Origin of the sequence: Sorangium sp. So ce448 (assembly GCF_051520915.1) — a bacterium.
Lineage (GTDB): Bacteria > Myxococcota_A > Polyangia > Polyangiales > Polyangiaceae > Sorangium > Sorangium cellulosum_B.
This window is the reverse complement of sequence record NZ_CP150343.1, coordinates 416,080-439,136: the sequence shown is the minus strand read 5'-3', so window position 1 is coordinate 439,136 and position 23,057 is coordinate 416,080. Positions and strand designations below refer to the sequence as shown.

Here is a 23,057-nt window from a genome sequence, read left to right as displayed (position 1 = left end):
GTCGCCCTCGAGCGGCTCGGCGATGCAGCCGACGAGCGAGAAGGACGAGATGAGCGAGCAGAGGAGCAGGTTCTTGATGTTCATGGTGGTGTGTCCTTGGGCCTTGTGTTCGCGCTCGCGAGATCGCGTGTCGACGGCCTCTTTGCGAGTTCGAGCTCGCCTCGGCGTCCCTCGTCGCTGTCTCGCGGCGTCGCATCCGGATAGAGCAACCGGCGGGCCAGGTTGTCGGGGTGCTTCGGCCCGCCCCTCGGCGCGCCCAGGATCCGCGGGGAAGACGGCTTATCTCGGTTTTTTTGCGCTCCACCGCGCCGCGCCGGCGGGCGCCCGCGCGGCGCGGTGGAGGTCAGAGCCCCCACGCCGACGGCGCGGGCCTCCACCAGGTGTCCTCTCAGGTGCTCTCTGGTCCGGAAGAACGCGGCAGGCCCAGAGTCGATCCGCGCCGCCGCGGGGGCCGGTGCTCCCCCTGAAGCCCCGCGATCGAACGCTCAGCGCCGGCGCCGTCGCGACGCCAGCGCGCCGAGCACGCCGAGGAGCATGACGCCGCCGAGATCGGCCGATCGGCTGGTCGTCGAGCAGGAGCACCCGGCATCGCCGCCAGACTCGTCATCGCCGCTCTTCGGCGTGTCGTCGGGATCGGCGCCGCCCGCGCCGCCCACCCCGCCGCTCGAGGCGGCAGACGAGCTCACGGTCGCGCCCACGGTCGATCCGCCGCCGGCCGATGAGGAGGAGGAGGTCGACACGCTGCTGCCGTCCGCTCCGCCGCCCCCGCTGCCGCCGGCGCCGCTGCCGCCGCCATCGAAGCCAGCGCACTCGGTCGAGCACTCGGTCGAGCATTCCCCGCAGATGCACTCGAGGATGCTGATATACATGCCGGCGCCCTCGGCATGGTCATCCATGCATCGCTCGACGCACGCGTCGTCCTCGCACTCGTTGACACAGCCGATGAATCCCTTGCACGCGTTCGACGCACCACACGCGTCATAGGGCGCCCTGCAGGTGTCCGCGAGCGAATCGTTCGAGCAGCTATCGCAGCTGCCGCCGCCGCCGGCGGCAGCGCTCGCGGCCGTGGTCCCGCCGATGGGATACAGCGCGCACACGCCATCGATGTCGTCTTGCTCGATGGTGCGCATCGACGAGCCCACGACATAGTAAGGGGTCATCGTCGCGCTCCGCTCGCCGGAGTGGCCGAGGCCCAGGAAATGCCCCTCTTCGTGCGTGGCGATCGACTGCGTGTCGACACAGCCGTTGTTGCCGGTGTCGTTCCAGCAAAACCCGACGTCGTTGAAGACCATGTCGGCGTCAATGATGGCGCCGTCGAAGCTCCAGACCGGCATCGTGACGCCGATGACCGAGTTGACGTCGCCGAGCATGTTCGGCCAGGAGGAGCTGATCCACTGAAACACGTTCTTGCCGTCGTTGTAGGTGTAACGATCGGTGGTGTCGCCGAGGAAGTCGACCTGCCACGCCGTGCACCCCGCCTTCGACCACGTCTCGAACCCGGTCTCGACACGGGCGACGGCGAAGGCGGAGATCTCGCCCGGGATCGTCGAGCGGTTGATGTAGTAGGTGACGGGCAGCTTGTCCCAGCGGGGGACCACGTCATCGAGCGGCGTCCACGCGGCGGCCTCACGGGCCACGGCGAGGGACGAGGCGGCGCCGAGCAGGGCGGCGAGGGCGACGCGGCGCCTCACCTCACTTCCCTCCCGCGATGCGCACGACGTCCGTCATGAGGCTCTCGATGGGCTCGACCGCCTCGACGGGCGCCTCGACGGGCACGAGCGCGGCTCCGGTCCGCCGGACGAGGTGCAGCCCATCGAGGATGCGCCGCGCCATGCCCCTCTTGTCCACGTGATAGGCCGACAGCGCCAGCGCCGTGAGGTGCCACCGCCCCTTGTCGCCCGAGCGCAGGAAGACCACGGCGTCCTCGCCAGGCGAGAGCTTGGCGTCGCCGAGCAGCCGCTGTGTCTTGCCGTTGTAGGTCCCGCCCATCTGCTCCAGCACAATCATCTTCGAGCCCCCCTTGTCCGCCGCGCCGCCCTTGAGCGGCTGGGTGATCGTGAGCTCGGTGCGGGTCACGATCGATTTTCCGTCGTCGGATTCCGCCGTGTACGATCGGCCGACGATCACGCGCGCGATCGTCGCCGACTGGCGCACGAGCTCCTCCCGCGAGAGAAGGACGGCCGTCGTCGCGTCCGCGGGCGCACCGATGCCTAGCAGAGCGAGCGCGGCGGACAGGGCGAGCACTGCTTTCAAGCCTCTCTTCATGTAGATGACTCCTTAAGACATTCTTTTCTATCCCGAAGCGCACGCGGCGGCCAGACAGGAAACAGCGCTGCAACGTGCTCGCGATGCCGTGGTGTTGCCCATCTGTCGTGACGGCGGATCATCCCACCGCGGCGCGATGCCATGCCGACATGTACGGAAGCGGGCATTGGTGCCCGCGCCGTGGTCCGCCTGGATTTGTGCCGTACACGTAGACGACCCGCTCCGGAGCTCTCGGGGAGGAGATACCCCTTATCGGGTCATCCCGGCTCCCGGCAGCATCGGTCGGAGTCAGGGTGGTTGTCCGTCGATCCGGTCAACTCGCCTTCAGCGTCATCAAAGGCTGTCTCCGCTCGCCGGGAGCGGCGCCTGGGCCTCGGCGCGCGGCTCAGGGCCTCTCTCAGTCGAACCGCTTCAGGCCGTTCGGCGCCCTGGAGTCGCGCTTCGCGAACGCCTCGTCCCGGGCCACGACGCGGCCGGCGAGGACCGCCTCCGCGAGCTCGCGGTACTCGGCGCTGGTCGCGCGATCGGCCCGCGCGAGCGCCTGCTCCGCCGCGGCGCGCGCCTCGGCCGCGCGGCCCGCGAGCGCGTGCGTCCGGGCGATCTCGGCGAGGGTCGCCGAGAGCTCCGCGGCGTTGCCCGACACGTCCAGGAGCCGCTTCGCGCCGAGGTAGAGCGACAGCGCCCCGGCGAGATCCCCCTGGATGCGCGCCAGATCGCCCCGCGCCCGCAGCACGCCGGCCTGACCCGCGCCGTCCTCGAGCACCTCGAACAGGGCGAGCGCCTGCTCGTAATCCGAGAGCGCCTCCTCCAGGTCCGACGCGTCGGCCGCCGCGACGCCCACGAGCTCGGCCACCAGCTCGAACTGCTTGCGGCGGAGATCGCCCCGCACCTTGAGCGTCGCGGCCTGCCCGCGGCGCTCGAAGCCCGTGCGGAACAGCGCGAGCGCCCGGTCGTAGTCGCGCACCGCGTCCACGAGGTCCTCCTGCACGGAGCGCAGATCGCCCCGCGCCTTCAGCACCGCGGCCTGGCCCAGGACGTCGCGCGTCGCCGTGAACAGCTCGAGCCCGTGGTCGTAATCCTTTTCGGCGCCCGCCAGATCCCCCTGCCGCACCCGGAGATCGCCGCGCGCCTTGAGCGCGCCGGCCTGCCCGAGGTGGTCCTCGGTCGCCTGGTAGAGCGTGAGCGCCCAGTCGTAGTCGCGCGCGGCGCCCGTCACGTTGTCCTGGCCGAACCGCATGTCGCCCCGCGCCTTCAGCACGCTGGCCTGCCCGCTCCGATCCCCCGTGTCCTGGAAGAGCGCGAGCGCGGTGCTGTAGTCGCGCGCCGCTCCCGCCAGGTTGCGGAGCCGGACGCGCAGATCGCCGCGCGCCTTGAGCGCCCGCCCGTGCGCGGCGCCGTGAGGGCGGGCGCGAGGCGGCTCCGAGGGGCCCGGGGCGTCGGCGTCGCCGGCCGCCCCGCGCGACCCGGCCCGGGGCTTGAGCGGCTCGCGATCGCCGAGCTGCAGGAAGAGGTGGATCGCCAGATCGTAGTCGCACACAGCGCCGCCGAGATCGCCCTCCTCGGCCCGCGCGAAGCCCCGCGCCCGCAGCGCGTCGCCCTCCGCCGCGCGATCGCCCGCGGCCTGGAACAGCGCGAGCGCCTCGTCGTAGTCGCGCACCGCCTGCACCGGGACGCCCTCCCGCAGGCGCAGCGCGCCCCGATCCATGAGCACCTGGGCCTGCCCGAGCGCGTCGCCCGTCGCCCGGAACATCGCGAGCGCCTCGTCGTAGTCGCGCGCGGCGCCCGCGTAATCATTCCGCCGGAGGAGCAGGTTGCCGCGCTCCCGCAGCGCGTGGCCGCGCGCCTCCGGCGGGGTGCTGTTGAGGCTCGGGGGCGCCGCGCTCGAACGGGGCCCCCGCACCACCCCCTCGCCGAGCACATCGGCCAGCGATCCGCTCCTCGGCGTGCAGCGATCCGTCACGCTGTCGAACGAACGCTGCGTGGGAGGATCGCCGTCCACTCCCCTCAGCTCGGACTGGACTTCGGGAAGGCGACGCATGCCAGGCGGAACATCATACCGCGCCGGCGCCCCCCTCGTGGAGACATTGCGCGGTCACCGCGGCGGCAGCGCTTGGTGTCACTTCGCCGGCGCCGCCGGCGCCCCCGCCGCCCCGGTCCCGAGCGGCGGCGCGCCGACGGCTGGGGCCGCTGCCTTCCCGCACGTTGGCTCGCTCACGCAATCGGACGCGGGCCTGTGGGCTTCGCCCCGCACACCCCGGCCGTGAAAAGCGGTGGACGGTCGATCCTCAGAGGCCCTTGCGCGAGATAAGCACCGCGTCCCGCTCGACCTCGTACATCGCGTGGGTCACGAGCGCCGCAGCCGTGCGCTCGCGCACATGCACGACCCGCAGCTCGGCGTAGGTCTCGTCCGGCAGCAGCTCCTCGTCGACGCCGAACTTCGGCTCGTCGACCTGCGCCGGACGCTCGTCCTGCACCCGCGGCCGGACCGTGGCCAGCTTGCCCGCGCCGCTGATCTGCTGCAGCCAGCGGTCGCCCCGCCGGACCGCGAAGAAGCGCTGCCCCGGCTTCACGCCGTCCTTCTCGCCCTTGTCGATGAACACCACCTGGTGCTGCCCGACGAGCTGGTAGGGGTAGACGGCCGCGATGATCTTCGCCTCGAGATCCGCCTCGGCGCCCACCGGCGGCACCACGTCGAGGCGGCGCAGCACCGCGCCGACCCTGTCCGTGCGCTCGACGACGTCGAGCGACTCGATGAGCCGCGCGCGCACCATGTGCGTCTTCGGGTTGTAACGATCCACGCGCGCCGTGCCGCGCACCGTCACGAGCTCGCCCTTCACGTCCCCGCTCTTCACCTTCTTGATCTCGCGGAAGATCGTCAGCTCCTGGCCGATCGAGACGTCGTGATCGTCCGAGAGGCGGAGGTAGACGTCGTCGCCCTCGCTGAGGAGCATCTGGTCGTCGGGGCTCGCGACGAGCTCCCCCCACGTGTCCTTCTTCACGTCGTCGACCCAGCCGAGCTCGCGCAGGAAGATCGTCTTCGCCGGCACGCGCCCGCCTCGCCCCAGCTGGTTCGCGCCGAACCCGATGCTGCCGCGGGTCGGGCCCTCGCTCGGGTCGCGGAGCCGGATCCGGTCGCCCGGGTAGATCCAGTGCGGGTTCTGGAGCTGCGGGTTCAGCGCCCAGACCTGCGGCCACGCATACGGGTTCGTGTAGTACCTGCCCGAGATGTCCCAGAGCGTGTCGCCGCGCCGCACCGAGTGCGACTCGGGCACGAACTGCCCCTCGACGACGTAGCTGCCGTTCGCGCCGCCCTTCACCGAGGCGGGGCCCTCGCTGCGGCGGCCAAGATCGAAGCCGTCCGACGGGCGGGACGTGTCCGTCGTGCCCCGCGAGCTCGAGGGCAGGTGGGCGTTCGGATCGAACCCCGGCTGCGGATAACCAGGCACCACGACCTGCGTCTCGACGGTCGGCTCGCCCCTCGGGAGCTGGACCACGGTGACGCCCGGCGCCTGGCCGGCGCCCTCCTCGCCGCCCTGCTGGTCCTGGGCGCGCGCCGGCGGCGGCGCGGCGACGATCGCCAGGGAGACCAGGACCAGGGTTGCCTTCGCGGGGAACTTCATCGCTTGCGCCTCGACAGGGTGGAGGGGGGCGGGCTCGGCGGCGGCGACCCGCCCGGGGGCTCTTCGATCACGGCGCCGTTCGCGGTCGAGCGGAGCACCGGCGGCCGCGCGCCGTCGTCCTCCGGCCCGAGCCGCACCACCTCGAGGTCAGGCCTGTCCGGCTCCTCCGGAGGCACGGCGCGCGCCCCGGACTCGTCAGGGCGCGCCGCGCTGCGGGCGCCGCCCCGCGAGCGCTCCAGCGAGCCCACACGATCCGCGAGCACCGCGTTCTCCGCGCGCACCCTGACGAGCTCCGCGCGCAGCTCGGAGAGCTGTCGTTCGACCGCGTCGTGCCCTCCGCCGCAACCGACGTTGAGCGCGGCGAGCGCGAGCGCCGTCGAGCCGATGCCCAGGCCAATCCTCATGGGACGCCCAGCCTACCCGCCGCCGCGCCGGCCGGCCAAACGCGCGGCGATCTCGCGCCCCGCAACGGGACGCCGCGCGCCCCGACGGGACGACGCGCCGGAACAACCGCACGCGACCGGAGGTGGGCGGCGCGACGTCACGCGTTACGGAGCGCGCGCAGTTCTGCTAGGGTCCCGCCCCGAGATCTGGTGCGAGGGGTGAACGTGCGGAAACTCTTCCTGATTTTCCTTGTCGCGACGGCGTGCGCCGGCGCCGGCTGCGGAGACGACGGCCCCGGGCCCGCGGCGACGGAGTGCTTCGACTACAGCAAGTTCGACGGCACCACGCCCGAGGTGAGCTTCGCGGGCGAGGTCCTCCCCATCTTCCAGCGGTCCTGCGCGTTCAGCTCGACGTGCCACGGCGCCGAGGCCGGCTCGGCCGGGTTCGCGTACCTCGGCCCGCCGCTGAGCGAGCAGGCCACGCAGGCGCAGATCGACGCGATCGTGGCCCAGAACGTCGGCGCCGCGTCGAGGGCGCCCTCCGGGATGGCGCGGATCACGGCCGGCGACCCCGCGAACAGCTTCCTCATGCACAAGCTCGACGGCACCCTGAGCTGCGGGGACCTCGAGTGCGCCCCCGACGGCTGCGCGGACCCGATGCCCTCTGGAGGCGACCCCCTGCCCTCCGCGGAGCGCGACGCCATCCGCAGGTGGATCCAGCAAGGGGCCAAGGTCAATTGATCGGCCGGCTCTCCGGCCACGTCGTGGAAGAAGGCGACGAGGGCACGGTCGTCCTCGACGTCAGCGGGGTCGGCTACGAGGTGACCGTCCCGCTCGGGGCGCTGGGGCGCGCGCGCGGCATCGCCGCGAACGCGAAGGCCGGCTCGGACGCGATCACCCTGTTCGTGCACACCCACGTGCGCGAGGACGCGCTCCTCCTGTACGGCTTCGCGACGCGCGAGGACCGGGCGGCCTTCCGCGTGCTCATCGGCATCTCCAGCATCGGCCCGAAGATCGCGATGGCCATCCTCAGCGCGCTCGGCGCGGGGGAGCTCGCCGCGGTGATCACCCGCCGGGAGACCGCGCGCCTCACCGCCATCCCCGGCGTCGGCAAGAAGACCGCCGAGCGCCTCGTCCTCGAGCTGAAGGACAAGCTCGTCCACCTCCCCGCGGCCCCGCTCTCCCCCGCGGCCCCCACGCCCGCGGCCACCGGCGCCAAGCAGGACCTCCTGCACAGCGCGCTCACCCGCATGGGCTACCGCCCGGCCGAGGCCGAGCGCGCCGTCACCGCCCTCGGCGCGCGCGTCGACAGCGCCCCGCTCGGCGACCTCGTGCGCGATGCGCTCGCGCTCCTCTCCAAGTGACCCACGCCGCCGGCGCCCGGAAAAACGCGGTCGCCCGCTCCCGGAAAAACGCGGCCGCCCGCTCCCGGCAAAACGCGGTCGCCCGCTCCCGGAAAAACGCGGCCGCCCGCGCCCGGCGATCCGCGATTTGCCGGGCGGAATCGCCCCGGCGAACGGGCGGGCGGCGGCGCGCGACCCCCCGCTCGAGGGGCGGAGGAGCGACAGACAGTCGACAGAGGGCCGCCGCGGCGAATATGCTCCCGCCGCCGTTCGCCCTGGGATCCAGTCCGGTCGCTCGTTGTGAGGAGGCGTGGTGATCACCTGCCCGAAGTGCTCCAAGGAAAATCAGGACCATTACAAGTTCTGCCTCGGCTGCGGCGCCGAGCTGCCTCGCGACGTTTCGCCCAAGAAGTTCGCGGCCGGCACCCCGCCCCACGGCGTGCCGGCGGCGACGCGGGCGAAGGATTACGGCGATGAGCCGACCGCCATCGGCACCGGCGCCCAGAAGGGCCCCGCGGTCGCGACCCCGCCGCCCGCGCTCGTCGATCCCGCGGCGTTCATCGCCCCGGCCCGCGGGGAGGACACCGGCGCCAGCAAGAAGGCCGCGGCGGCCGGAGCCGCGCCCGCGACGCCGGCGGCGGCCGGCGCAGGGACGGTCGTCTGTCCCCAGTGCCAGGAGCCCAACCCGCCGTCGAACAAGTTCTGCGCGCTGTGCGGCTTCAAGCTCGTCAAGCCGGCGGGCCAGGCCGCGCAGCCCTCCACGCCGGTCGTCTCCACCTCGGGCGCCGCGAACGTCGTGCTGACGGCGCTCCGGGCCGACGGCACCGAGGCCGGCTCGTACACGCTGCCCACGAACCCCACGCTGATCGGGCGCGACTCGGGCACGATCTTCGGCGGCGACAGCTACCTCTCGCCGCGCCACGCGACGTTCTCGATCAAGGGCGGGCGGCTCTTCGTCAAGGACGAGGGCTCGCTGAACGGCGTCTACCGCAGGCTGCGCAGGGACACGCCGGTGCAGCTCGACAACGGCGACGTCTTCCGCATCGGCCAGGAGATCGTCCGCGTCGAGCCGCTCTCCCCGGCGCCCACGACCCCCGACGGCGTCGAGCGGCTCGGCAGCCCCTCGAAGGGCTACGTCGCGCGGCTGGCCCTCATCATCGGCAGGGACGCGACCGGCAACGCGTTCCCGGTCCCCGACACCGGCCTGCACCTCGGGCGCGAGCGCGGCGACATCCTCTTCCCCGAGGACGGCTACGTCTCCGGGCTCCACTGCCAGATCTCGCTCCAGGGCGGCCGGCTGTTCCTCACGGACCTCGGCAGCTCGAACGGCACCTTCCTCCGCGTCCTCGGCGAGACCGAGATCACGGGCGGCGACATCCTGCTCATGGGTCAGCAACTGTTCCGCATCAACGTCTGAGCGCGCGCCAGCGGCACCCCGAGGGCGCGACCGTCCCGCTCGCACAACCCGACGCCGCATCGTACGCTCAGCAGCCCTGAGGCACTCGCCATGGAAATGGTCCGCACCATCCGCGTGGTCGCCGCCGTGATTGAACAGGACGGCCGGTACCTCATCACCCAGCGCCGGCCGACCGCCGTGCTCCCGATGCTCTGGGAGTTCCCCGGGGGGCGCGTGGAGGAGACCGAGACGGACGCGGCCGCGCTGAAGCGCGAGGTCCGCCACCGGCTCGGCGTCGAGATCGAGGTGGGCCAGCTGATCTCGTTCGTGAGCCACCCCTACGAGCGCTACGTCGTCGATCTGTACCTCTACGAGTGCCACATCAGGAGCGGCGAGCTCGCCTCGCTGGCCGTGAACGCGTTCCGGTGGGTCACGAGCGCCGAGTTCGATCGCTACCCGTTCACGCCGGCGGACGAGGCCAGCATGAACAAGCTCCTCGGCATGACCTGACGCGCCCGCGCCTGCGCCCTCACAGGCGCGGCGAGCGCCGCAGCAGCACGAGGAACATCGGCCCGCCCAGCACCGCGGTCACCGCGCCCACGGGCGGCTCCGTGCCGAGCCACCGGAACAGGAGCCGCGCGACGAGGTCGCACGTGACGAGCAGGACCGCGCCGGCCACGAGCGACAGCGGCAGGAGCCGCCGGTGATCCGCGCCGCAGAGCCGCCGGACCGCGTGCGGGACGATCAGCCCGACGAAGCCGATGAGGCCGGTGCGGCTGACGATCGCGCCGACGACGCACGAGGACGCGAGGAAGACCCGGCGCTCGACGGCGCGGACGTCGACGCCCAGGGTCCCGGCCGACTCGTCGCCGAGCGAGAGGAGGTTCAGCCGCGCGGCGTCGGCGAGGAGCACGGCGCAGCCGACGGCGACGTAGGCGGCGACGCCGAGGAGGGCCGAGGTCGTGGGCAGCTCGACGAAGCCGATGAGCCACCGGAGCAGCTGCTGGGCGCGCGAGGGAGAGACGAGCGTCTTGAGGAAGGAGATGAGGCCCGCCGCGATGGAGTTCACGATGACGCCGGCGAGCAGCATCGAGGCGCCGGAGGTGCCCTCGGCCGCGCCGCGCGCGATGGCGTAGACGAGCAGCGTCGCGACGAGGCCGCCGGCGAGCGCCGCCGCGGGCAGGAGCGTGGCGCCGAGGACGGTCGTCGCGCCGACGCCGAGCGCGATCGCGACCGCGGCGCCGAGCGCGGAGCCGCCGGAGACGCCCAGCACGTACGGCTCGGCCAGCGGATTCCTGAGCAGCGCCTGGAACGCGGCGCCCACGGCCGCGAGGCCGGCGCCGGAGACGGCCGCGAGGAGCACGCGCGGCAGGCGCACGTCGATGAGGAGGGTCCGGTCGAGGCCGGGCTCGGCGACGGCGCGCGCGATCGAGACGGGCTCGGCGCCGAGGAGGACGGCGAGGACGAGCGAGAGCACGAGCGCCGCGGGCGCCGCGGTGAGGACGAGCGCGCGGCGGGGGCCCCGGCCGGACGCCGGCGGCGCCGGGAGGGAGGGCGCGCTCGCTCGGCGCGGGGCGTGGCCGGACACGGGCAAGGTCAATCCTGGCCGCCTCCGCGCGCCGCGGGCGGCAGGGTGGCGGGCCCGCTGTTGCGCTCGGCGTTCCGCTCGTAGATAAGGCGCAGCCCGGTGAGCGTCAGGTCGTCGTCGACCTCCTCGATGGTCTCGGTCTGCGGCGCGATGAGCCGCGCCAGGCCACCGGTTGCGATGACGCGGCACGGGTAGCCGAGCTCCCGCCGGAGGCGGCCCACGAGCCCGTCGACGAGCCCCGCGTAGCCGTACACGATGCCCGACTGCATCGAGTGGACGGGGTTGCGGCCGACGACCCGGGGCGGGAGCGCGATCTCGACGCGGGACAGCCGCGCGGCGCGGGAGAAGAGCGCCTCGGCGCTGATCTGGATGCCCGGCGCGATGACGCCGCCCAGGTACTCTCCCTTCGGGGTCACGCAGTCGAACGTCGTCGCCGTGCCGAAATCGACGACGATGACGCCGGCGGCGGCGTGATCCCCCCGGTCGTGCTCGGCCGCGTGCGCTCGCGCCGGCGCGGCGCGGGGCGCGGGCTCGGGCTGCCGCCGCACCCACTCGTGCGCCGCGACCGCGTTGACGATCCGGTCGGCGCCGACCTCGCGCGGGTTCTCGTAGAGGATGGCCATGCCGGTCTTGATGCCGGGCCCCACGACGAGCGGCTCGATCCCGAACGCCCGCTCGACGAGCCCCACCATCGTGTCGGTCAGCGTCGGCACGACGCTCGCGACGATCGCGCTGTCGATGCGGGCGAGGTCGACGCGGCGGAGGTCGAGCATCTGCCGGACGAGCACGGCGTACTCGTCCGAGGTGCGGGAGCGCGCGCTCTCGCAGCGGAGGTGGTGCTGGAGCACCTCGCCCTCCAGCACCCCGAAGCTGATGTTGGTGTTCCCGACGTCGATGGCGAGCAGCATGCTGGCCCGACTCTAGCGCCGCGCGCCCGGGATCCTGCCAGGATTTCGGACGCGCTGCCGGCGCGCGCGGCGCGCTGCCGCACGCCCGCCGCGCCCGGCCTTCAGCGCTTGCGCGCGAGCGTCACCCCGTCGCGCACGGTGAGCATGACCTTCTCGACCCGGGGGTCGCGGAAGACGAGATCGTTGAAGGCGGCGATGGCGCGGCCGTCCACGCTCTCGGGGGCGAGGACCTCGCCGCTCCACAGGGTGTTGTCCGCGACGATCAGCCCGCCGCTGCGGAGGCGCGGGAGGGCCTCCTCGTAGTAGGCCGGATACCGCTCCTTGTCGGCGTCGATGAACACGAGATCGAAGGCGGGGCTCGCCGGCATGGCGCGGAGGGTGGCGAGCGCGTCGCCGAGCGCGATCCGGATCTTCCCGCCGTGCTCGCTGCGGTCGAAGAACGATCGGGCGATGCGGGCCACCTCGGGGTCGCGATCGCACGTGATGAGCTCGCCGTCCGGCGGGAGCGCCTCGGCCATGCTGAGCGCCGAGTAGCCGGTGAACGTCCCGATCTCGAGCACGCGGCGCGCCTGCATGAGCGCGACCAGCATCCTGAGCAGGGAGCCTTCGACCCGCCCGACCTGCATGACGGCCCTCGGCTCGTGGGTCAGGGTGAACTCGCGCAGCTCATCGAGGAGCGCGGGCGGCGGCTCGGAGTGGTCGTGAACGTAGCGATCCAGCTCTGGATTGACGATAGCGATCATGGCGAGGCTCCTCGGCCGGGCACCGTAGCATCGGTGCGCGCTCCCTCCTCACCTCACCTTGAGCCGCCGGCGGCCTTCGCGGTAGCGTCGACCATGGCCTTCTCTTCCTGGAAGACGTGCGCCGCAGCGGCGCTCCTGGCGGCCGCCTGCAGCTCGACCGACGGCAGCCCCGGGACGGGCGGCTCCGGCGGAGCCGGCACGGGCGGCGCAGGCGGGGGCACGGGCGGTGCAGGCGGGGGCACGGGCGGCGCAGGCATGGGCGGCGCGGGCGGCGCAGGCGCCGGCGTGGGGGCGAGCTCCACGACGGCCGGCGGCGGCGCGGGGGGAGAGGCGGTCTACGACTGCGCGTCGCTCGGCGATCCGTGCACGACCTGCCTCGCCCTGCGCTGCCAGGAGAGCTATTGCGCGTGCCAGCGGAGCGCGGAGTGCGCCGCGCTGGGCAACTGCCTCCTCGGCTGCGCGGCGGAGGACGTGGCTTGCGAGCAGGCGTGCCTGACGGCGCACCGGGGGGGCATCTCGGGCATCTTCCTCGAGGGCGGCTGCGCGTCCGAGCGGTGCAGCGCGCAATGCCCATCGCGAGACGCGCTGTCCCCTTGCGCGTCCTGCCGGTTGACAGGGTGCGCAGCCGAGATGAACGCGTGCGTCGCCGAGCCGTCGTGCAGGGCAATGCTCGCGTGCGTGGATGCGTGCCGCGCGGACGGAGATGGCTGCCTGGAGGTGTGCTCGGCGATGCACGCGGACGGCGTGCAGGCTGCCGGGGCGGTCTTCGCATGCGAAGAGGCGCGGTGCGGGGCGGATTGCGAGTGACCGGTGAGCCGCCGCGGGCCGCCATGCCGTGCGGCGCCGCGGGGGTCGACGCCCTGGGCGAACAGGCATAACATTCCGTCGTGGCCTTCCTCGGATTGCGCGAGATTGAGCGGGACCCGTACGCGGTCGTCCATCACGACCCCGCTCAGCAGCTCGTGCTCATCAAGCGATATTCGCTGAACTATCCGAGCATCGCGGCGATCGAGCTGAGCTTCGATCGCATCGATCGGTCGCTCGAGGCGATCGCCAGGCGGCACACGCTCCTGCTGGTCGACGCCCGCGACGCACCGCTGCGCAACGACGCCGGATTCGAGAATGCGTTCGCGCACTGTCACACGCGGCTGACGCAAGGTTTCAAGAAGACCGCGGTCCTCCTGAAGAGCGCGACCGGGGTGCTCCAGGTCGGCCGGCTTTCGAAGGGCTATGAAAAGCCGATGGGCATTTTCACCCGCCCCGAGGACGCGCTCCACCACCTCGGCGTCAGCGTCGACCTGAAGCAGCTCACCGATCCTTGACGCATCCCGCTGCTCCCTCCACCCCGTAAGCGGGGCTCACCCGCACAGGAGACGGGCCCAGATCGGTGTTTTCGGCGCGGAAGCGTACTCTTGTACGCTGAGCACCGAAAACGCCGAGGTGGGCCCGTATCCGAAGCGGGTGAGCCCCTCAGGAGAGGGGTTTGCCGCCGGTTACACCGAGGACCTCGCCGTTGACGTAGATTGCCTCGTTCGAGGCAAGGAATACGAATGCGGGGGCGAGCTCGGCCGGCTGCGCCGGGCGCTCCATTGGATGATTCTTGCCGAACGAGGCGACCTTCTCCTTGTCGAATGATTGCTGGATGAGCGGCGTCCACACGGGGCCGGGCGCCACGACGTTGACGCGGATGCCACGCTCGATGAGCTCTTGCGCCAGGCCCTTGCTGAAGGTGACAATCGCCCCCTTCGTGGACGCGTAATCGAGGATCGCCGGGCTCGGCTGGTACGCCTGGATCGAGGCGACGTTGATGATCGAGCCGCCTTCCTTCATGTGCGGCAGCGCGTACCGGATCATGTGGAACATGGCCAGGATGTTGACGCGGAAGGTGCGCTCGAGGCGCGCTGCGTCGATCTCCTCGAACCGCTCGACGGCCTTGCCCTGCTCGGCCGCGTTGTTCACAAGGACATCGATGCGCCCGAATTTACGCGCCACGTCCTCGACCACCTTCCGGCAATGGGCCTCGTCGGCCAGGTCGCCGGGTAGCGTGAGCGCCTCGCGCCCGGCCTCCTTGATGACCCGCGCCGTCTCCTTCGCGTCCTCGTGCTCGCTCAGGTAGGAGATCGCCACGTGGGCCCCCTCGCGGGCGAACGCGAGCGCGACGGCTCGGCCGATCCCGCTGTCCCCTCCGGTGATCAGCGCGATGCGGTCCTTCAGCCGGCCGAGCCCCTTGTACGACGACTCGCCGTAATCGGGCCTCGGATCCATCTTGGCTTCGATTCCGGGACGCTCCTGTGTCTTGCCCTCGAAAGGCGGCTTCGGGCCCGCGCCTTTCGGATCCGCTGTCGGTCCAGTGTTCTGCATAACCTCCTCCTGACGCTGCGCTGTGGGGGTGAGGCGGAACGCGCTCCCACCGAACCCTGGCCATAAGGGCGGCGGCACAGCCCAGCCATCGGTGGCCGCCTGCTCTCCAGATCGGAGCTCCCCCTACACCGGCGCAGCGACCAGCGAGCGGCGCGCGCCGTCGGACCCTCGCCGGGCGCTCCCGAGCGGACACGGCGGCAGACATCTCTCGGTGATCGGTGTGGATCGACGTGGATCGAGCAGACGGCGCGCGCCCCTGTCGCGCGGCACCGCCGCGGCCTGTCACGTCAAGGCTTGACAGGTGACAGCTGGTCCGGTGTCTTCACCCTGCGTTGTCTCGCGGCACGCCGCCGGCGAAGACGCGGAGGAGAACCGTGGTGATGAAACACATCGACGAGAGCCGTCTGGAGTCAGATCTCGAGTATCGGTTCGGGTATCTCATCGAGTTCGTCGGCTTCGGCGAGGCGGACATCGCGGCGATCCACGGCGCCGCGCCGCACCTCGCCCCGCGCGTCGAGGCGCTCGTCAACGCGGTGTACGAGAAGCTGTTCCTCTACGACGCCACGAAGCGCCACTTCGTGCCGAAGCAGCACGGCTACGAGGGGGCGCCCCCGGTCGACCTCGCGTCGCTCACGATGGACCACGAGCAGATCAAGTTCCGCAAGCAGCACCTCTCAGCCTACCTCGTCCGGCTCGTGACCCACCCGTATGATCCGAAGATGGTCGCCTACCTCGACATGGTGGGGAAGATCCACACCGCGAAGGCCGGCAATCCCGAGGTCGTCGTCCCGCTCGTGCAGATGAACGCGCTCATGGGCTTCGTGTCGGACGCCCTGCTCCAGACCATCCTGTCGCTGGGCCTCGACAGGGAAGCCGAGGTGCGCACCCTGCGCGCGTTCAACAAGCTGCTCTGGCTCCAGAACGACCTCCTCGCGCGCCACTACGTCTCGGCGGCCTGATCCCCCTCCCCCTCCAGCCATGCGTCGCCCGCCGGGACGGACCACAGCGGGGGGCTGCGCGCCCGCGTCCCGGGGGCGGCGGCACGTCCGGCGGACGGCCCATTGCGCAATCGCGCGACCGCTTGCGCAAGCGCACAACGGCGCGCGCTGCGCCGCCCCGCCGCGCGCGCCACGCGCCGGCGAGGGCGCCTTCGGATCGCCTGGGTCGGGCGGGAACGCCGCGACAAAGAGCCCGGCACATTCGAGGCGGACCAGGAGGCGGCGGCCGACGCCGCCGAGGAGGCCGATCTCGAGGAGATGGCCGCGACCTACGGCCGGCTCGGCTACTTCGCCGCCGACGCCGACCTCCGGGAGACGCTGTCCTCGGTGCATGCGCAGCGGGAGGAGCTCCTCGCCGGGAGCGGGCTCCCCCTCTTGTTCATGGCGTATCCATCGTTCTCCTACAGCTTCGGGCTCGAGTACTGCGCCCACAACCTGACCGGCGCGAGCGCGGCGACGCCCTTCATCGACAGGCTCCCGCCGTTCGACTGGTCGAGCGAGGACGCGCTCTTCACGACGCGGACGCCGGCGAGCACCCAGCAGATCCTCGCCCTCGACGCGCAGGACCCCGAGGTCGGCGTCGGCCTGGACGAGATGCCGTCCACGCTCGACGACCGGCTCGAGCGGCTCAACTGGGACACCCTCGGCGAGTGGCTCACCTACCTGCTCCTGCGCCCGCTCGAGGGCGCGCTCGATCTCGGCGACATGCGCGCGCTGGCCGCGGCCTGGGACGGCGATCGCGCCCTGTTCGTGCGCGATCGGAAGACGGACGCGATCGGCACCGCATGGGCGTCCGCGTGGGACGACGCCGGCGCCGCGGCGGGCGTCGAGGCCGCGCTGTGGCAGCTCCACGGCGGCTCGCCGATCGCCGGCGACGAGCCGCGGCTCGGGCGCGCCGGCGACGGCGAGCTCCTCTGGATCGAGCGGAGGGAAGAGCGCGTTGTCGCCCTCAAGAACGTGGACGAGGCGCTCATGCCCTCGCTCGCCGAGGCCGCCTTCCCCTCGGGGATCCGGCCGACGCGGCACATGATCCGGACGCGCCCGTCGCTCGCGGCCAGGCTCTCGCGGCGCCTGGCCGGGCGACATCACTGAACCAGCGACGGCGCGGCGCGCTCAGATGCAGAGCGAGTCGCAGTCGTGATCTTCTTCGCACGCCGAGACGCAATCGCCGTCGTCGTCACACGCCGCGACACAATCGTCTCGATCCGTCGAACATGCCGTGATGCAGTCGTCCTCGCCTTCGTCCTTGTCGTCGTCCGCGTCGACGAAACAGCCGGCGGCCAGGGGAATCGTGGAGACCAAGAGCACTGCGAGCACCTTGCGCAACATGGGTTGTCCTCCTTCGTTGTGTACTGTCCGCATGCGATGCAGGGGACATCGAACACTCAAGCAGGGGGCGTACCAATCGCTGTTCTGACGCGACTCACCCGCTGGATCGCAGGCCCGGAGAGCCGTTGTGCCGCGCAAAGCGAGCTCGGCGCCCGAGCTCCGGGTCACCCGGGCGCCCCGGCCGGCGGACGTGGGGTATCCCGCGAGAAGGCAAATCGCCACAGCGGAGGAGGCCATGGCGGCGCGCGGCGCCCTCCGCGCCGGGATTTTCCGCGCGGCGCGCCGGGCGTGCGCGCCGGGTCAAAGTGTCACAGCCGGCTCGACCGTGGGCGACCGACCTCCGTCCAGGCGAGCCTCCGGCCGCGCTGCGTCTCACCGCAGCGCGGCCCGGCAGCTCACGCCTCGTCCTCGGGCTTCTGCGGCTTGGGCGGCGGCCGATCCACGGCGTAGCGCCGCAGATCCAGCGTGTAGGGCGCGTCCCCGTGGGCGATCGCCTGCTTCGCGGTCACCGGCCAGGGCGTCGGCCCCTCGATGGTGAAGCGCTGCGCGCGCCGCGCCGACGCCTCGAACCGCGTGAGCGGCGCGGCGTCGTAGGCGCGCCCCTCCGGGTGCCACACGTGGTAGGCGCACGCGCCGATCGAGCGCTTGCCCCACGTGTCCAGGATGTCGATGTGGACCGGGTGGTGGATGCCGATGTGCGCGTGCAGGCTGTGCGGCGGCGCCCAGGCGCGGAACCGCACGCCGCCCACGTGCTCGCCCGCCGTCCCCGTCGGCCGGAGCGGCAGCACGTGGCCGTTCACGAGCACCGTGTGGCGCTCCGGCGTGAGCCCCTGCACGCGCACCTCGATGCGCTCCATCGACGAGTCCACGTAGCGCGACGTGCCCGTCGTCGTCAGCTCCTCGCCGAGCACGTGCCAGGGCTCGATCGCGTTGCGCACCTCCAGCACCACGTCGCCGGCGTGCAGCGTGCCCACCACCGGGCAGCGCAGCTCGATGAACGGCCGGTACGCGTCCGCGGGCAGGGCGAGCCCGCGCTGCTTCAGGTGATCGAGCACGTCCTCGAAGTCGCGCCACAGGTAGTACGGCAGGAGGAAGCGGTCGTGCAGCGCCTGGCCCCAGCGCACGAGCCGGCCCGTGTACGGCTCCTCGGCGAACGAGGCGAGCAGCGTGCGGACGAGGAGCGCCTGGGCGACCGCCATCCGGAAGTGCGGCGGCATCTCGAAGGCGCGCAGCTCGACGAGCCCCTGCCGGCCGTGCGCCGTCTGGGGATCGAACAGCTTGTCGATGCTCACCTCGGCGCGGTGCGTGTTGCCCGTCATGTCCACGAGCAGGTGGCGGAACAGGAGGTCCGAGAGCCACGCCGGCTCGTTCTGCCGGCGCTCGAACGCGCGCGAGAGCGCGATCTCCAGCTCGTAGAGGTTCTCGTGGCGCGCCTCGTCCACGCGCGGCGCCTGCGACGTCGGGCCGACGAAGAGGCCGGCGAACATGTACGAGAGCGACGGGTGGTGCTGGTTGAACGTGAGCAGGCTGGCCAGCAGATCCGGCCGGCGCAGGAAGGGGCTCGAGAGCGGCGTCGGGCCGCCGAACGTGAGGTGATGGCCGCCCCCGCTCCCCGCCATGCGCCCGTCGATCAGGTATTTCTCGCAGTGCAGGCCGCTGTGGAGCGACGCGTCGAACACCGTCTCGAGGAGCGACGCGTACGCGCGCACCCCGTCGGAGGGCGGCAGGTTCACCTCGAGCACGCCCGGGTCCGGCGTCACCGAGAAGCGGAGCACGTTCGCGCCGGACGGGGGCGGGTACCCCTCGAGCAGCACGTCGATGCCCGTCTCCTGCCGGGTCGCGTCGATCGCGGCGATGAGGTCGAAGAAGTCGGCCGGCGAGAGGAGCGGCGGCAGGAAGACGTGGACGAGGCCGTCCCGCGTCTCGACGCAGAGCGCCGTGCGCACGCCGTAGCCCGATCGCCCCGCGGCGGGGGCGGCGCGCTGGGCGTGATGCGCGGCGCGCTCGCCGTCGTGGGCGTGCCGCTGGGCCGCGCGCGCGCGGGCCGTCTCGGCGTGCTCCGGGTCGCCGTCGCCCTCGAGGAGCTCGACGCGGCGCTGCCTCTCTTCCTCCTCGTCGGCCTCGGGCTCGCCGCGCCGCGGGTCCTGCGGCGACACGAGCTCCTCGATCGGCGGCGGCGGGGCCACCGCGACGAGCGAGCGGAGCGGGAGGCGCAGGCCGATGGAGCTGTCGCCCGGGATCAGGAAGAGGTGCCCGCGCCGGAAGCCCCAGCGCTCGCTGATCCACGACCCCCACTGGCGCGCGAGGGGCAGGACGAAGCCGACCTCTCGCCCGAGCCCGCGGTCGAGGACCCGCGCGAGGCGCCGCCGCTCCTCCGCGTCGTCGAGGTTCGCCTTGAGCGGGTCGACGTCGGTGGGCAGGCTCGCCTCGTCCTGGAGGTGGCGCCAGGGGTCCTCGAGGGCCGGCATCAGGAAGTCGGTGAGACCGAGCCGCGCCGCGAGCGCGTCGGCGAACTTCCGCGCGAGCTCGACGCCGCGCCCGCGCGACACGCTGGTCGCCGGATCGGCGTGGCGCGCCTGGGACATCTCGGTCCAGATCGGGACGCCGTCGCGCCGGCCGATGATCTCGAGCGCCCAGCGGGGCAGGCTCTCGCCGGGGTAGTGCTTGCCGGCGCGGAGCAGCAGGACGCCGCCCGGCGTGATGCGGCGCCGGAGCTCGTGCGCGAGCCGGAGCCCTTGCGACCACTTCGTCGGGCCGAGCGCGCCCTCGCACCACTCGGGCGCGTCCGGGTACTCGCGCGAGTTGAACGTCGGCTCGCCGCCCATGGTCAGGGAGAAGCCCGCGGCGGCGAGACGCTCGTCCGCGCGATCGGCCACGGACAGGAGCTCCTGCCACACGGGCTCCTCGTAGGGCGTGGTGGGCCTCGGCTCGTGGCCGAGCCGCCCGACCTTCATCTCGAAGGTCACGTCGGTCGCGCGCGTGTCGCTCGTGCCCTCGACCGGCGCCGCGAGCGCCGGCGAGGCGGTACAGGCGAGCGGGATGTGGCCTTCGCCGCAGAGCAGGCCGCTCGTCGCGTCGAGGCCGATCCAGCCTCCGCCCGGGAGGTAGACCTCGGCCCACGCGTGCAGGTCGACGACGTCGCGGCTCACGCCGCGCGGCTGGTCGGGGATCATCCCCTCGTCCGTGAGCTGCACGAGGTAGCCGCTCACGAAGCGCGCGGCGAGCCCGCGCGACCGGAGCGCCGCGATGAGCAGCACCGCCGAGTCGCGGCAGCTGCCGCGGCCTTGCGCGAGCGTCTCCTCCGGCGTCCAGATGCCGGCCTCCTCGCGGATGACGTACTTGATGCGCCGGTTCACGGCGGTGTTCAGCGCGACGAGGAGCGACACGGTGTCGCCCTTCGAGGGCAGCCCGGCGAGGAACTCGTCGAGCAGCGGGCCGCGGGCGAACGAGGGGTCGGTGCTGTCGAGGAAGGGGGCCAGGTCCTGCTTGAGCTCGGCCGGATACGCGAACGGGACCTCCTTCGCGCGATCGTCGAGGAAGAAGTCGAACGGGTTCACGGGGCGCACGCTGACCGCGAGCTCGACGAGGACGTCGAAGTGAGGGACGCGCTCGCCCGCGGGCAAGAGCACCCGCGCGACGTGGTTGCCATACGGGTCCTGCTGCCAGCGCGCCGCGATCGGCGGGTCGATCTTCAGGCTGTACGACTCGATCTTCGCCTTCGCGTGCGTCGCGGGCCGCAGCCGGATGAGCTGCGGGCCGAGCGAGGCGGGGCGGGGATAGGTGTAACGGGTCCGGTGCTGGATGAGCAGGCGCACGGTGGTTTGTCTCCGGGGGTGGCCCTATCCAACCAGAAGTGCCCCGTTCCGTCTCGCCTTCCGTGACGCGCGTGAGGCGCGCTGCGAGATCGTTTCGAGGACGATTCGGCCAGGGATCGAGGGCGTGGCGGCGCGTGGGCGTGAGCGCGTCGCGGCGTGCCGACGCGATACCACGAGCGTCTGACGGCGATCGTGGCGCAACGCGACCGCGCAGCGACGCGAGCGTCTGACGGAGCGACCGCACGCCAACGCGGCCTCGCGACGGCGCGAGCCGCGTGCCGAAGCGACCGTGCGGCGGCACAAAAACCGCGTGCTGCGGCGCCTTTGACGCCGTTCTGTCCGCCTCGCCACGCCGCGCCCCGACACCGAAGCCGCCCGCGCTTGCCGTCCGAGGGCGAAGCGGTGATCATCGCCCGCTGTGTCGGGTTCGGAGACGAAACAGCCCTCGCTGGCCCCGGTCGAGCCGGGGACGGTGCTCGCCGGCAAGTACCGCGTGGAGCGGGTCATCGGCCAGGGCGGCATGGGTGTGGTCGTCGAGGCCCGCCACGTCGTGCTCGACGAGCGGGTCGCCCTGAAATTCCTGCTCCCCGCGTTCACCGAGCACCCGGAGGGGTCGGCCCGCTTCCTCCGCGAGGCGAAGGCCGGCATGAAGATCAAGAGCGAGCACGTCGCCCGTGTTTCGGACGTCGGCACGCTCGAGAACGGCGCTCCCTACATGGTCATGGAGTTCCTGATCGGGAGCGACCTGGCGCGCCTGCTCCGCGATCAAGGGGTGCTCGGCATCGAGGACGCGATCGATTACATCGCGCAGGGAAGCGAGGCGATCGTCGAGGCCCACGGGCTCGGCATCGTCCACCGCGATCTCAAGCCGGCGAACCTGTTCCTGACGACGCGCGTCGACGGCTCGCCGCTCGTCAAGGTGCTCGACTTCGGCATCTCCAAGATGGCGACCGGCGCTGTCGACATCCTGACGGGCACGGACGCGGCGCTGGGCTCGGCCCTGTACATGTCGCCGGAGCAGATGCGACAGACGCGCTCGGTGGATCACCGGACGGACATCTATGCTCTCGGCGTCTCGCTCTACGAGCTGCTCGCCGGCAGGCAGCCGTACTACGCGGAGACGCTGCCACAGCTCTGCGCGGAGGTGCTGACGGGCACGCCGACGCCGCTGCGGGAGATCCGCCCCGACGTGCCCGCCGCGCTCGCGGCCGTGCTGGAGAGGGCGTACGCCCGCGAGCGCGAGCACCGGCACGCGTCGGTCGCCGAGCTCATCGTGTCGCTCGCGCCGTTCGCGCCCGCGCGCACGTACACGACCCTGGCCCGGATCGCGCGCATGGGCGGCCTGTCGCTGCACGCCGCGATCCCCGGCGGCCAGCGCGCGTCGCAGCCGTCGTTCCCCGGCGTGGACTCGAGGCTCCCCGGGCCGGCCGCTCGCGAGCCGTCGTGGCCGGGGCCCACCTCGCATCCCGCCTGGCAGCGCGACACCGGGCAGCCGCGCCCGCCGACGCCGCTCCCCCACGGGACGCCGTTCCCGCAGGCGCCGTCGCCCGTCGCCCACGCCTCGACGCCTTACCCCCATCCATCGTCGCCGTTCTCCCAGCCCCCGTCGTCCGGCAACGGCGCCTTCGGGCCTCGCCCGGCCGAGGACGGCAGGCCGAGCCCGGTCCCGCCCAACGGCTTCCCGGCGCCCACGCCGCAGCAGCACATCGTCCCCGGTCCGTACAACGCGCCGATGAGCTCCCGCGCCGCCGCGACCTTCGCCTCGTCGACCCACCTCGGGATCTCGTCGGACGGGCGCCGGATCCCTGGGCTATCGGTCTCCCCTTCCGCGATCCTCGCGATCGCGCTGATCTCCGCGACCCTCCTCCTGGGGCTCATCGTCGGCAGCGTCTACATGCTCCGCCGGGGCGGCGCCGACGGAACGGAGGGCACGGCGGCGGCGCCGACGGTCGCCGTGAGCGCGACGGAGACCGCCGCGCCGGCGCCGGCGCCGACCCCCGAGCAGCCCGCGCCTGCCGCCGGGACGACGACGCCGGACGGGCCGACGATCCGACCGACAGGCGCGGCAGCCGACGCAGCGACAACGGCTGCCGCAGCGGCGGCGAGCGCCTCCGGGGCGGCGAGCGCCCCCGCGCCGAACGCCGCGGCGGCCGCGAGCTCCCCCGCGGCGTCGCCCAGGACGGCGCCCTCTGCCGCCCGGGGCGGCGCGCCTGCGGGGCGCACCACGCCCGCCGCCCGCCCGTCGCAAGCTGCGACGACGCAGCGCCCTCCCAAGGGCATCGACCTGAACGACCCGCACTGAGCCCAC

The 23,057-nt window shown here is 72.7% G+C and carries 20 protein-coding genes; 9 read left to right on the top strand and 11 right to left on the bottom strand.

Features of this window, described 5'->3' with window-relative positions:
* Nucleotides 1-485: 485 nt before the first annotated feature.
* The 5 genes from WMF45_RS01715 to WMF45_RS01695 all read right to left on the bottom strand — a co-directional run bounded on the left by WMF45_RS01715 (nt 486) and on the right by WMF45_RS01695 (nt 6,289).
* Entirely contained in the window at nt 486-1,691 is a 1,206-nt protein-coding gene (locus tag WMF45_RS01715) for a matrixin family metalloprotease (RefSeq protein ID WP_437715238.1), read from the bottom strand.
* A gap of 1 nt (nt 1,692) precedes the next feature.
* Nucleotides 1,693-2,265 carry a hypothetical protein gene (locus WMF45_RS01710; RefSeq protein WP_437715237.1) on the bottom strand — a complete coding sequence of 191 codons (573 nt, stop codon included), beginning with the start codon at nt 2,263-2,265 and terminating at the stop codon, nt 1,693-1,695.
* A 397-nt stretch (nt 2,266-2,662) separates the two neighbouring features.
* On the bottom strand, nt 2,663-4,303 hold the full coding sequence (locus WMF45_RS01705; RefSeq protein ID WP_437715236.1) for a tetratricopeptide repeat protein: 1,641 nt from the start codon (nt 4,301-4,303) through the stop codon (nt 2,663-2,665).
* Between the two features lie 247 nt (nt 4,304-4,550).
* Nucleotides 4,551-5,885, bottom strand: a complete 1,335-nt coding sequence (locus tag WMF45_RS01700) for a LysM peptidoglycan-binding domain-containing protein (protein ID WP_437715235.1) — start codon at nt 5,883-5,885, stop codon at nt 4,551-4,553.
* Nucleotides 5,882-6,289 carry a hypothetical protein gene (locus tag WMF45_RS01695; RefSeq protein WP_437715234.1) on the bottom strand — a complete coding sequence of 136 codons (408 nt, stop codon included), beginning with the start codon at nt 6,287-6,289 and terminating at the stop codon, nt 5,882-5,884. Before WMF45_RS01695 ends, WMF45_RS01700 begins: the two co-directional genes overlap by 4 nt.
* A 204-nt stretch (nt 6,290-6,493) precedes the next feature.
* Between WMF45_RS01695 and WMF45_RS01690 the strand changes: the two genes are divergently transcribed.
* The 4 genes from WMF45_RS01690 (at nt 6,494) to WMF45_RS01675 (ending at nt 9,517) form a co-directional block, all read left to right on the top strand.
* Nucleotides 6,494-7,009, top strand: coding sequence for a hypothetical protein (locus tag WMF45_RS01690; protein WP_437715233.1), 516 nt, complete (start codon nt 6,494-6,496; stop codon nt 7,007-7,009).
* Nucleotides 6,979-7,632 carry a Holliday junction branch migration protein RuvA gene (gene ruvA / locus WMF45_RS01685; RefSeq protein WP_437715232.1) on the top strand — a complete coding sequence of 218 codons (654 nt, stop codon included), beginning with the start codon at nt 6,979-6,981 and terminating at the stop codon, nt 7,630-7,632. Before WMF45_RS01690 ends, ruvA begins: the two co-directional genes overlap by 31 nt.
* Nucleotides 7,633-7,924: 292 nt before the next feature.
* Nucleotides 7,925-9,028 (top strand): FHA domain-containing protein, encoded by a 1,104-nt coding sequence (locus WMF45_RS01680; protein WP_437715231.1) that lies wholly within the window; start codon nt 7,925-7,927, stop codon nt 9,026-9,028.
* Nucleotides 9,029-9,118: 90 nt separating this feature from the next.
* Entirely contained in the window at nt 9,119-9,517 is a 399-nt protein-coding gene (locus WMF45_RS01675; protein WP_437548910.1) for a (deoxy)nucleoside triphosphate pyrophosphohydrolase, read from the top strand.
* A 19-nt stretch (nt 9,518-9,536) separates the two neighbouring features.
* On the opposite strand, the gene WMF45_RS01670 is transcribed toward WMF45_RS01675, so the two are convergent.
* The 3 genes from WMF45_RS01670 to WMF45_RS01660 all read right to left on the bottom strand — a co-directional run bounded on the left by WMF45_RS01670 (nt 9,537) and on the right by WMF45_RS01660 (nt 12,246).
* Nucleotides 9,537-10,607: a FecCD family ABC transporter permease gene (locus tag WMF45_RS01670; protein ID WP_437715230.1), complete on the bottom strand. Its 1,071-nt coding sequence runs from the start codon at nt 10,605-10,607 to the stop codon at nt 9,537-9,539.
* Nucleotides 10,604-11,503 carry a type III pantothenate kinase gene (locus WMF45_RS01665; protein WP_437715229.1) on the bottom strand — a complete coding sequence of 300 codons (900 nt, stop codon included), beginning with the start codon at nt 11,501-11,503 and terminating at the stop codon, nt 10,604-10,606. Before WMF45_RS01665 ends, WMF45_RS01670 begins: the two co-directional genes overlap by 4 nt.
* A gap of 101 nt (nt 11,504-11,604) precedes the next feature.
* On the bottom strand, nt 11,605-12,246 hold the full coding sequence (locus tag WMF45_RS01660) for an O-methyltransferase (RefSeq protein ID WP_437715228.1): 642 nt from the start codon (nt 12,244-12,246) through the stop codon (nt 11,605-11,607).
* A 93-nt stretch (nt 12,247-12,339) separates the two neighbouring features.
* On the opposite strand from WMF45_RS01660, the gene WMF45_RS01655 reads away from it, so the two are divergent.
* Nucleotides 12,340-13,053, top strand: coding sequence for a hypothetical protein (locus WMF45_RS01655; RefSeq protein WP_437715227.1), 714 nt, complete (start codon nt 12,340-12,342; stop codon nt 13,051-13,053).
* 80 nt (nt 13,054-13,133) lie between these two features.
* Nucleotides 13,134-13,568 carry a hypothetical protein gene (locus WMF45_RS01650; protein WP_437715226.1) on the top strand — a complete coding sequence of 145 codons (435 nt, stop codon included), beginning with the start codon at nt 13,134-13,136 and terminating at the stop codon, nt 13,566-13,568.
* Between the two features lie 148 nt (nt 13,569-13,716).
* Here WMF45_RS01650 and WMF45_RS01645 read toward each other — a convergent pair whose 3' ends face one another.
* A complete protein-coding gene (locus WMF45_RS01645; protein WP_437715225.1) occupies nt 13,717-14,607 on the bottom strand; it encodes an SDR family oxidoreductase in 891 nt (296 codons plus the stop codon).
* A gap of 380 nt (nt 14,608-14,987) precedes the next feature.
* Between WMF45_RS01645 and WMF45_RS01640 the strand changes: the two genes are divergently transcribed.
* Nucleotides 14,988-15,566, top strand: a complete 579-nt coding sequence (locus tag WMF45_RS01640; protein WP_437719479.1) for a protoglobin family protein — start codon at nt 14,988-14,990, stop codon at nt 15,564-15,566.
* 297 nt (nt 15,567-15,863) lie between these two features.
* Nucleotides 15,864-16,697 (top strand): hypothetical protein, encoded by an 834-nt coding sequence (locus tag WMF45_RS01635; RefSeq protein ID WP_437715224.1) that lies wholly within the window; start codon nt 15,864-15,866, stop codon nt 16,695-16,697.
* Between the two features lie 21 nt (nt 16,698-16,718).
* Here WMF45_RS01635 and WMF45_RS01630 read toward each other — a convergent pair whose 3' ends face one another.
* The gene (locus WMF45_RS01630) at nt 16,719-16,934 is read right to left on the bottom strand and encodes a hypothetical protein (RefSeq protein ID WP_437715223.1); all 216 of its coding nucleotides are present in this window, start codon (nt 16,932-16,934) and stop codon (nt 16,719-16,721) included.
* Nucleotides 16,935-17,329: 395 nt separating this feature from the next.
* Nucleotides 17,330-20,749: a DUF2126 domain-containing protein gene (locus tag WMF45_RS01625; protein ID WP_437715222.1), complete on the bottom strand. Its 3,420-nt coding sequence runs from the start codon at nt 20,747-20,749 to the stop codon at nt 17,330-17,332.
* Nucleotides 20,750-21,167: 418 nt separating this feature from the next.
* On the opposite strand from WMF45_RS01625, the gene WMF45_RS01620 reads away from it, so the two are divergent.
* The gene (locus tag WMF45_RS01620; protein WP_437715221.1) at nt 21,168-23,051 is read left to right on the top strand and encodes a serine/threonine protein kinase; all 1,884 of its coding nucleotides are present in this window, start codon (nt 21,168-21,170) and stop codon (nt 23,049-23,051) included.
* Nucleotides 23,052-23,057 lie beyond the last annotated feature (6 nt).

Excerpts from the sequence above, each read along its gene's own strand:
- WMF45_RS01710 (WP_437715237.1), bottom strand. The coding sequence starts at position 2,265 with ATGAAGAGAGGCTTGAAAGCAGTGCTCGCCCTGTCCGCCGCGCTCGCT.
- WMF45_RS01645 (WP_437715225.1), bottom strand. The coding sequence starts at position 14,607 with ATGCAGAACACTGGACCGACAGCGGATCCGAAAGGCGCGGGCCCGAAG.
- WMF45_RS01630 (WP_437715223.1), bottom strand. The coding sequence starts at position 16,934 with ATGTTGCGCAAGGTGCTCGCAGTGCTCTTGGTCTCCACGATTCCCCTG.
- WMF45_RS01655 (WP_437715227.1), top strand. The coding sequence starts at position 12,340 with ATGGCCTTCTCTTCCTGGAAGACGTGCGCCGCAGCGGCGCTCCTGGCG.
- WMF45_RS01660 (WP_437715228.1), bottom strand. The coding sequence starts at position 12,246 with ATGATCGCTATCGTCAATCCAGAGCTGGATCGCTACGTTCACGACCAC.
- WMF45_RS01695 (WP_437715234.1), bottom strand. The coding sequence starts at position 6,289 with ATGAGGATTGGCCTGGGCATCGGCTCGACGGCGCTCGCGCTCGCCGCG.
- WMF45_RS01705 (WP_437715236.1), bottom strand. The coding sequence starts at position 4,303 with ATGCGTCGCCTTCCCGAAGTCCAGTCCGAGCTGAGGGGAGTGGACGGC.
- WMF45_RS01700 (WP_437715235.1), bottom strand. The coding sequence starts at position 5,885 with ATGAAGTTCCCCGCGAAGGCAACCCTGGTCCTGGTCTCCCTGGCGATC.
- WMF45_RS01675 (WP_437548910.1), top strand. The coding sequence starts at position 9,119 with ATGGAAATGGTCCGCACCATCCGCGTGGTCGCCGCCGTGATTGAACAG.
- WMF45_RS01640 (WP_437719479.1), top strand. The coding sequence starts at position 14,988 with ATGAAACACATCGACGAGAGCCGTCTGGAGTCAGATCTCGAGTATCGG.
- WMF45_RS01635 (WP_437715224.1), top strand. The coding sequence starts at position 15,864 with ATGGCCGCGACCTACGGCCGGCTCGGCTACTTCGCCGCCGACGCCGAC.
- WMF45_RS01665 (WP_437715229.1), bottom strand. The coding sequence starts at position 11,503 with ATGCTGCTCGCCATCGACGTCGGGAACACCAACATCAGCTTCGGGGTG.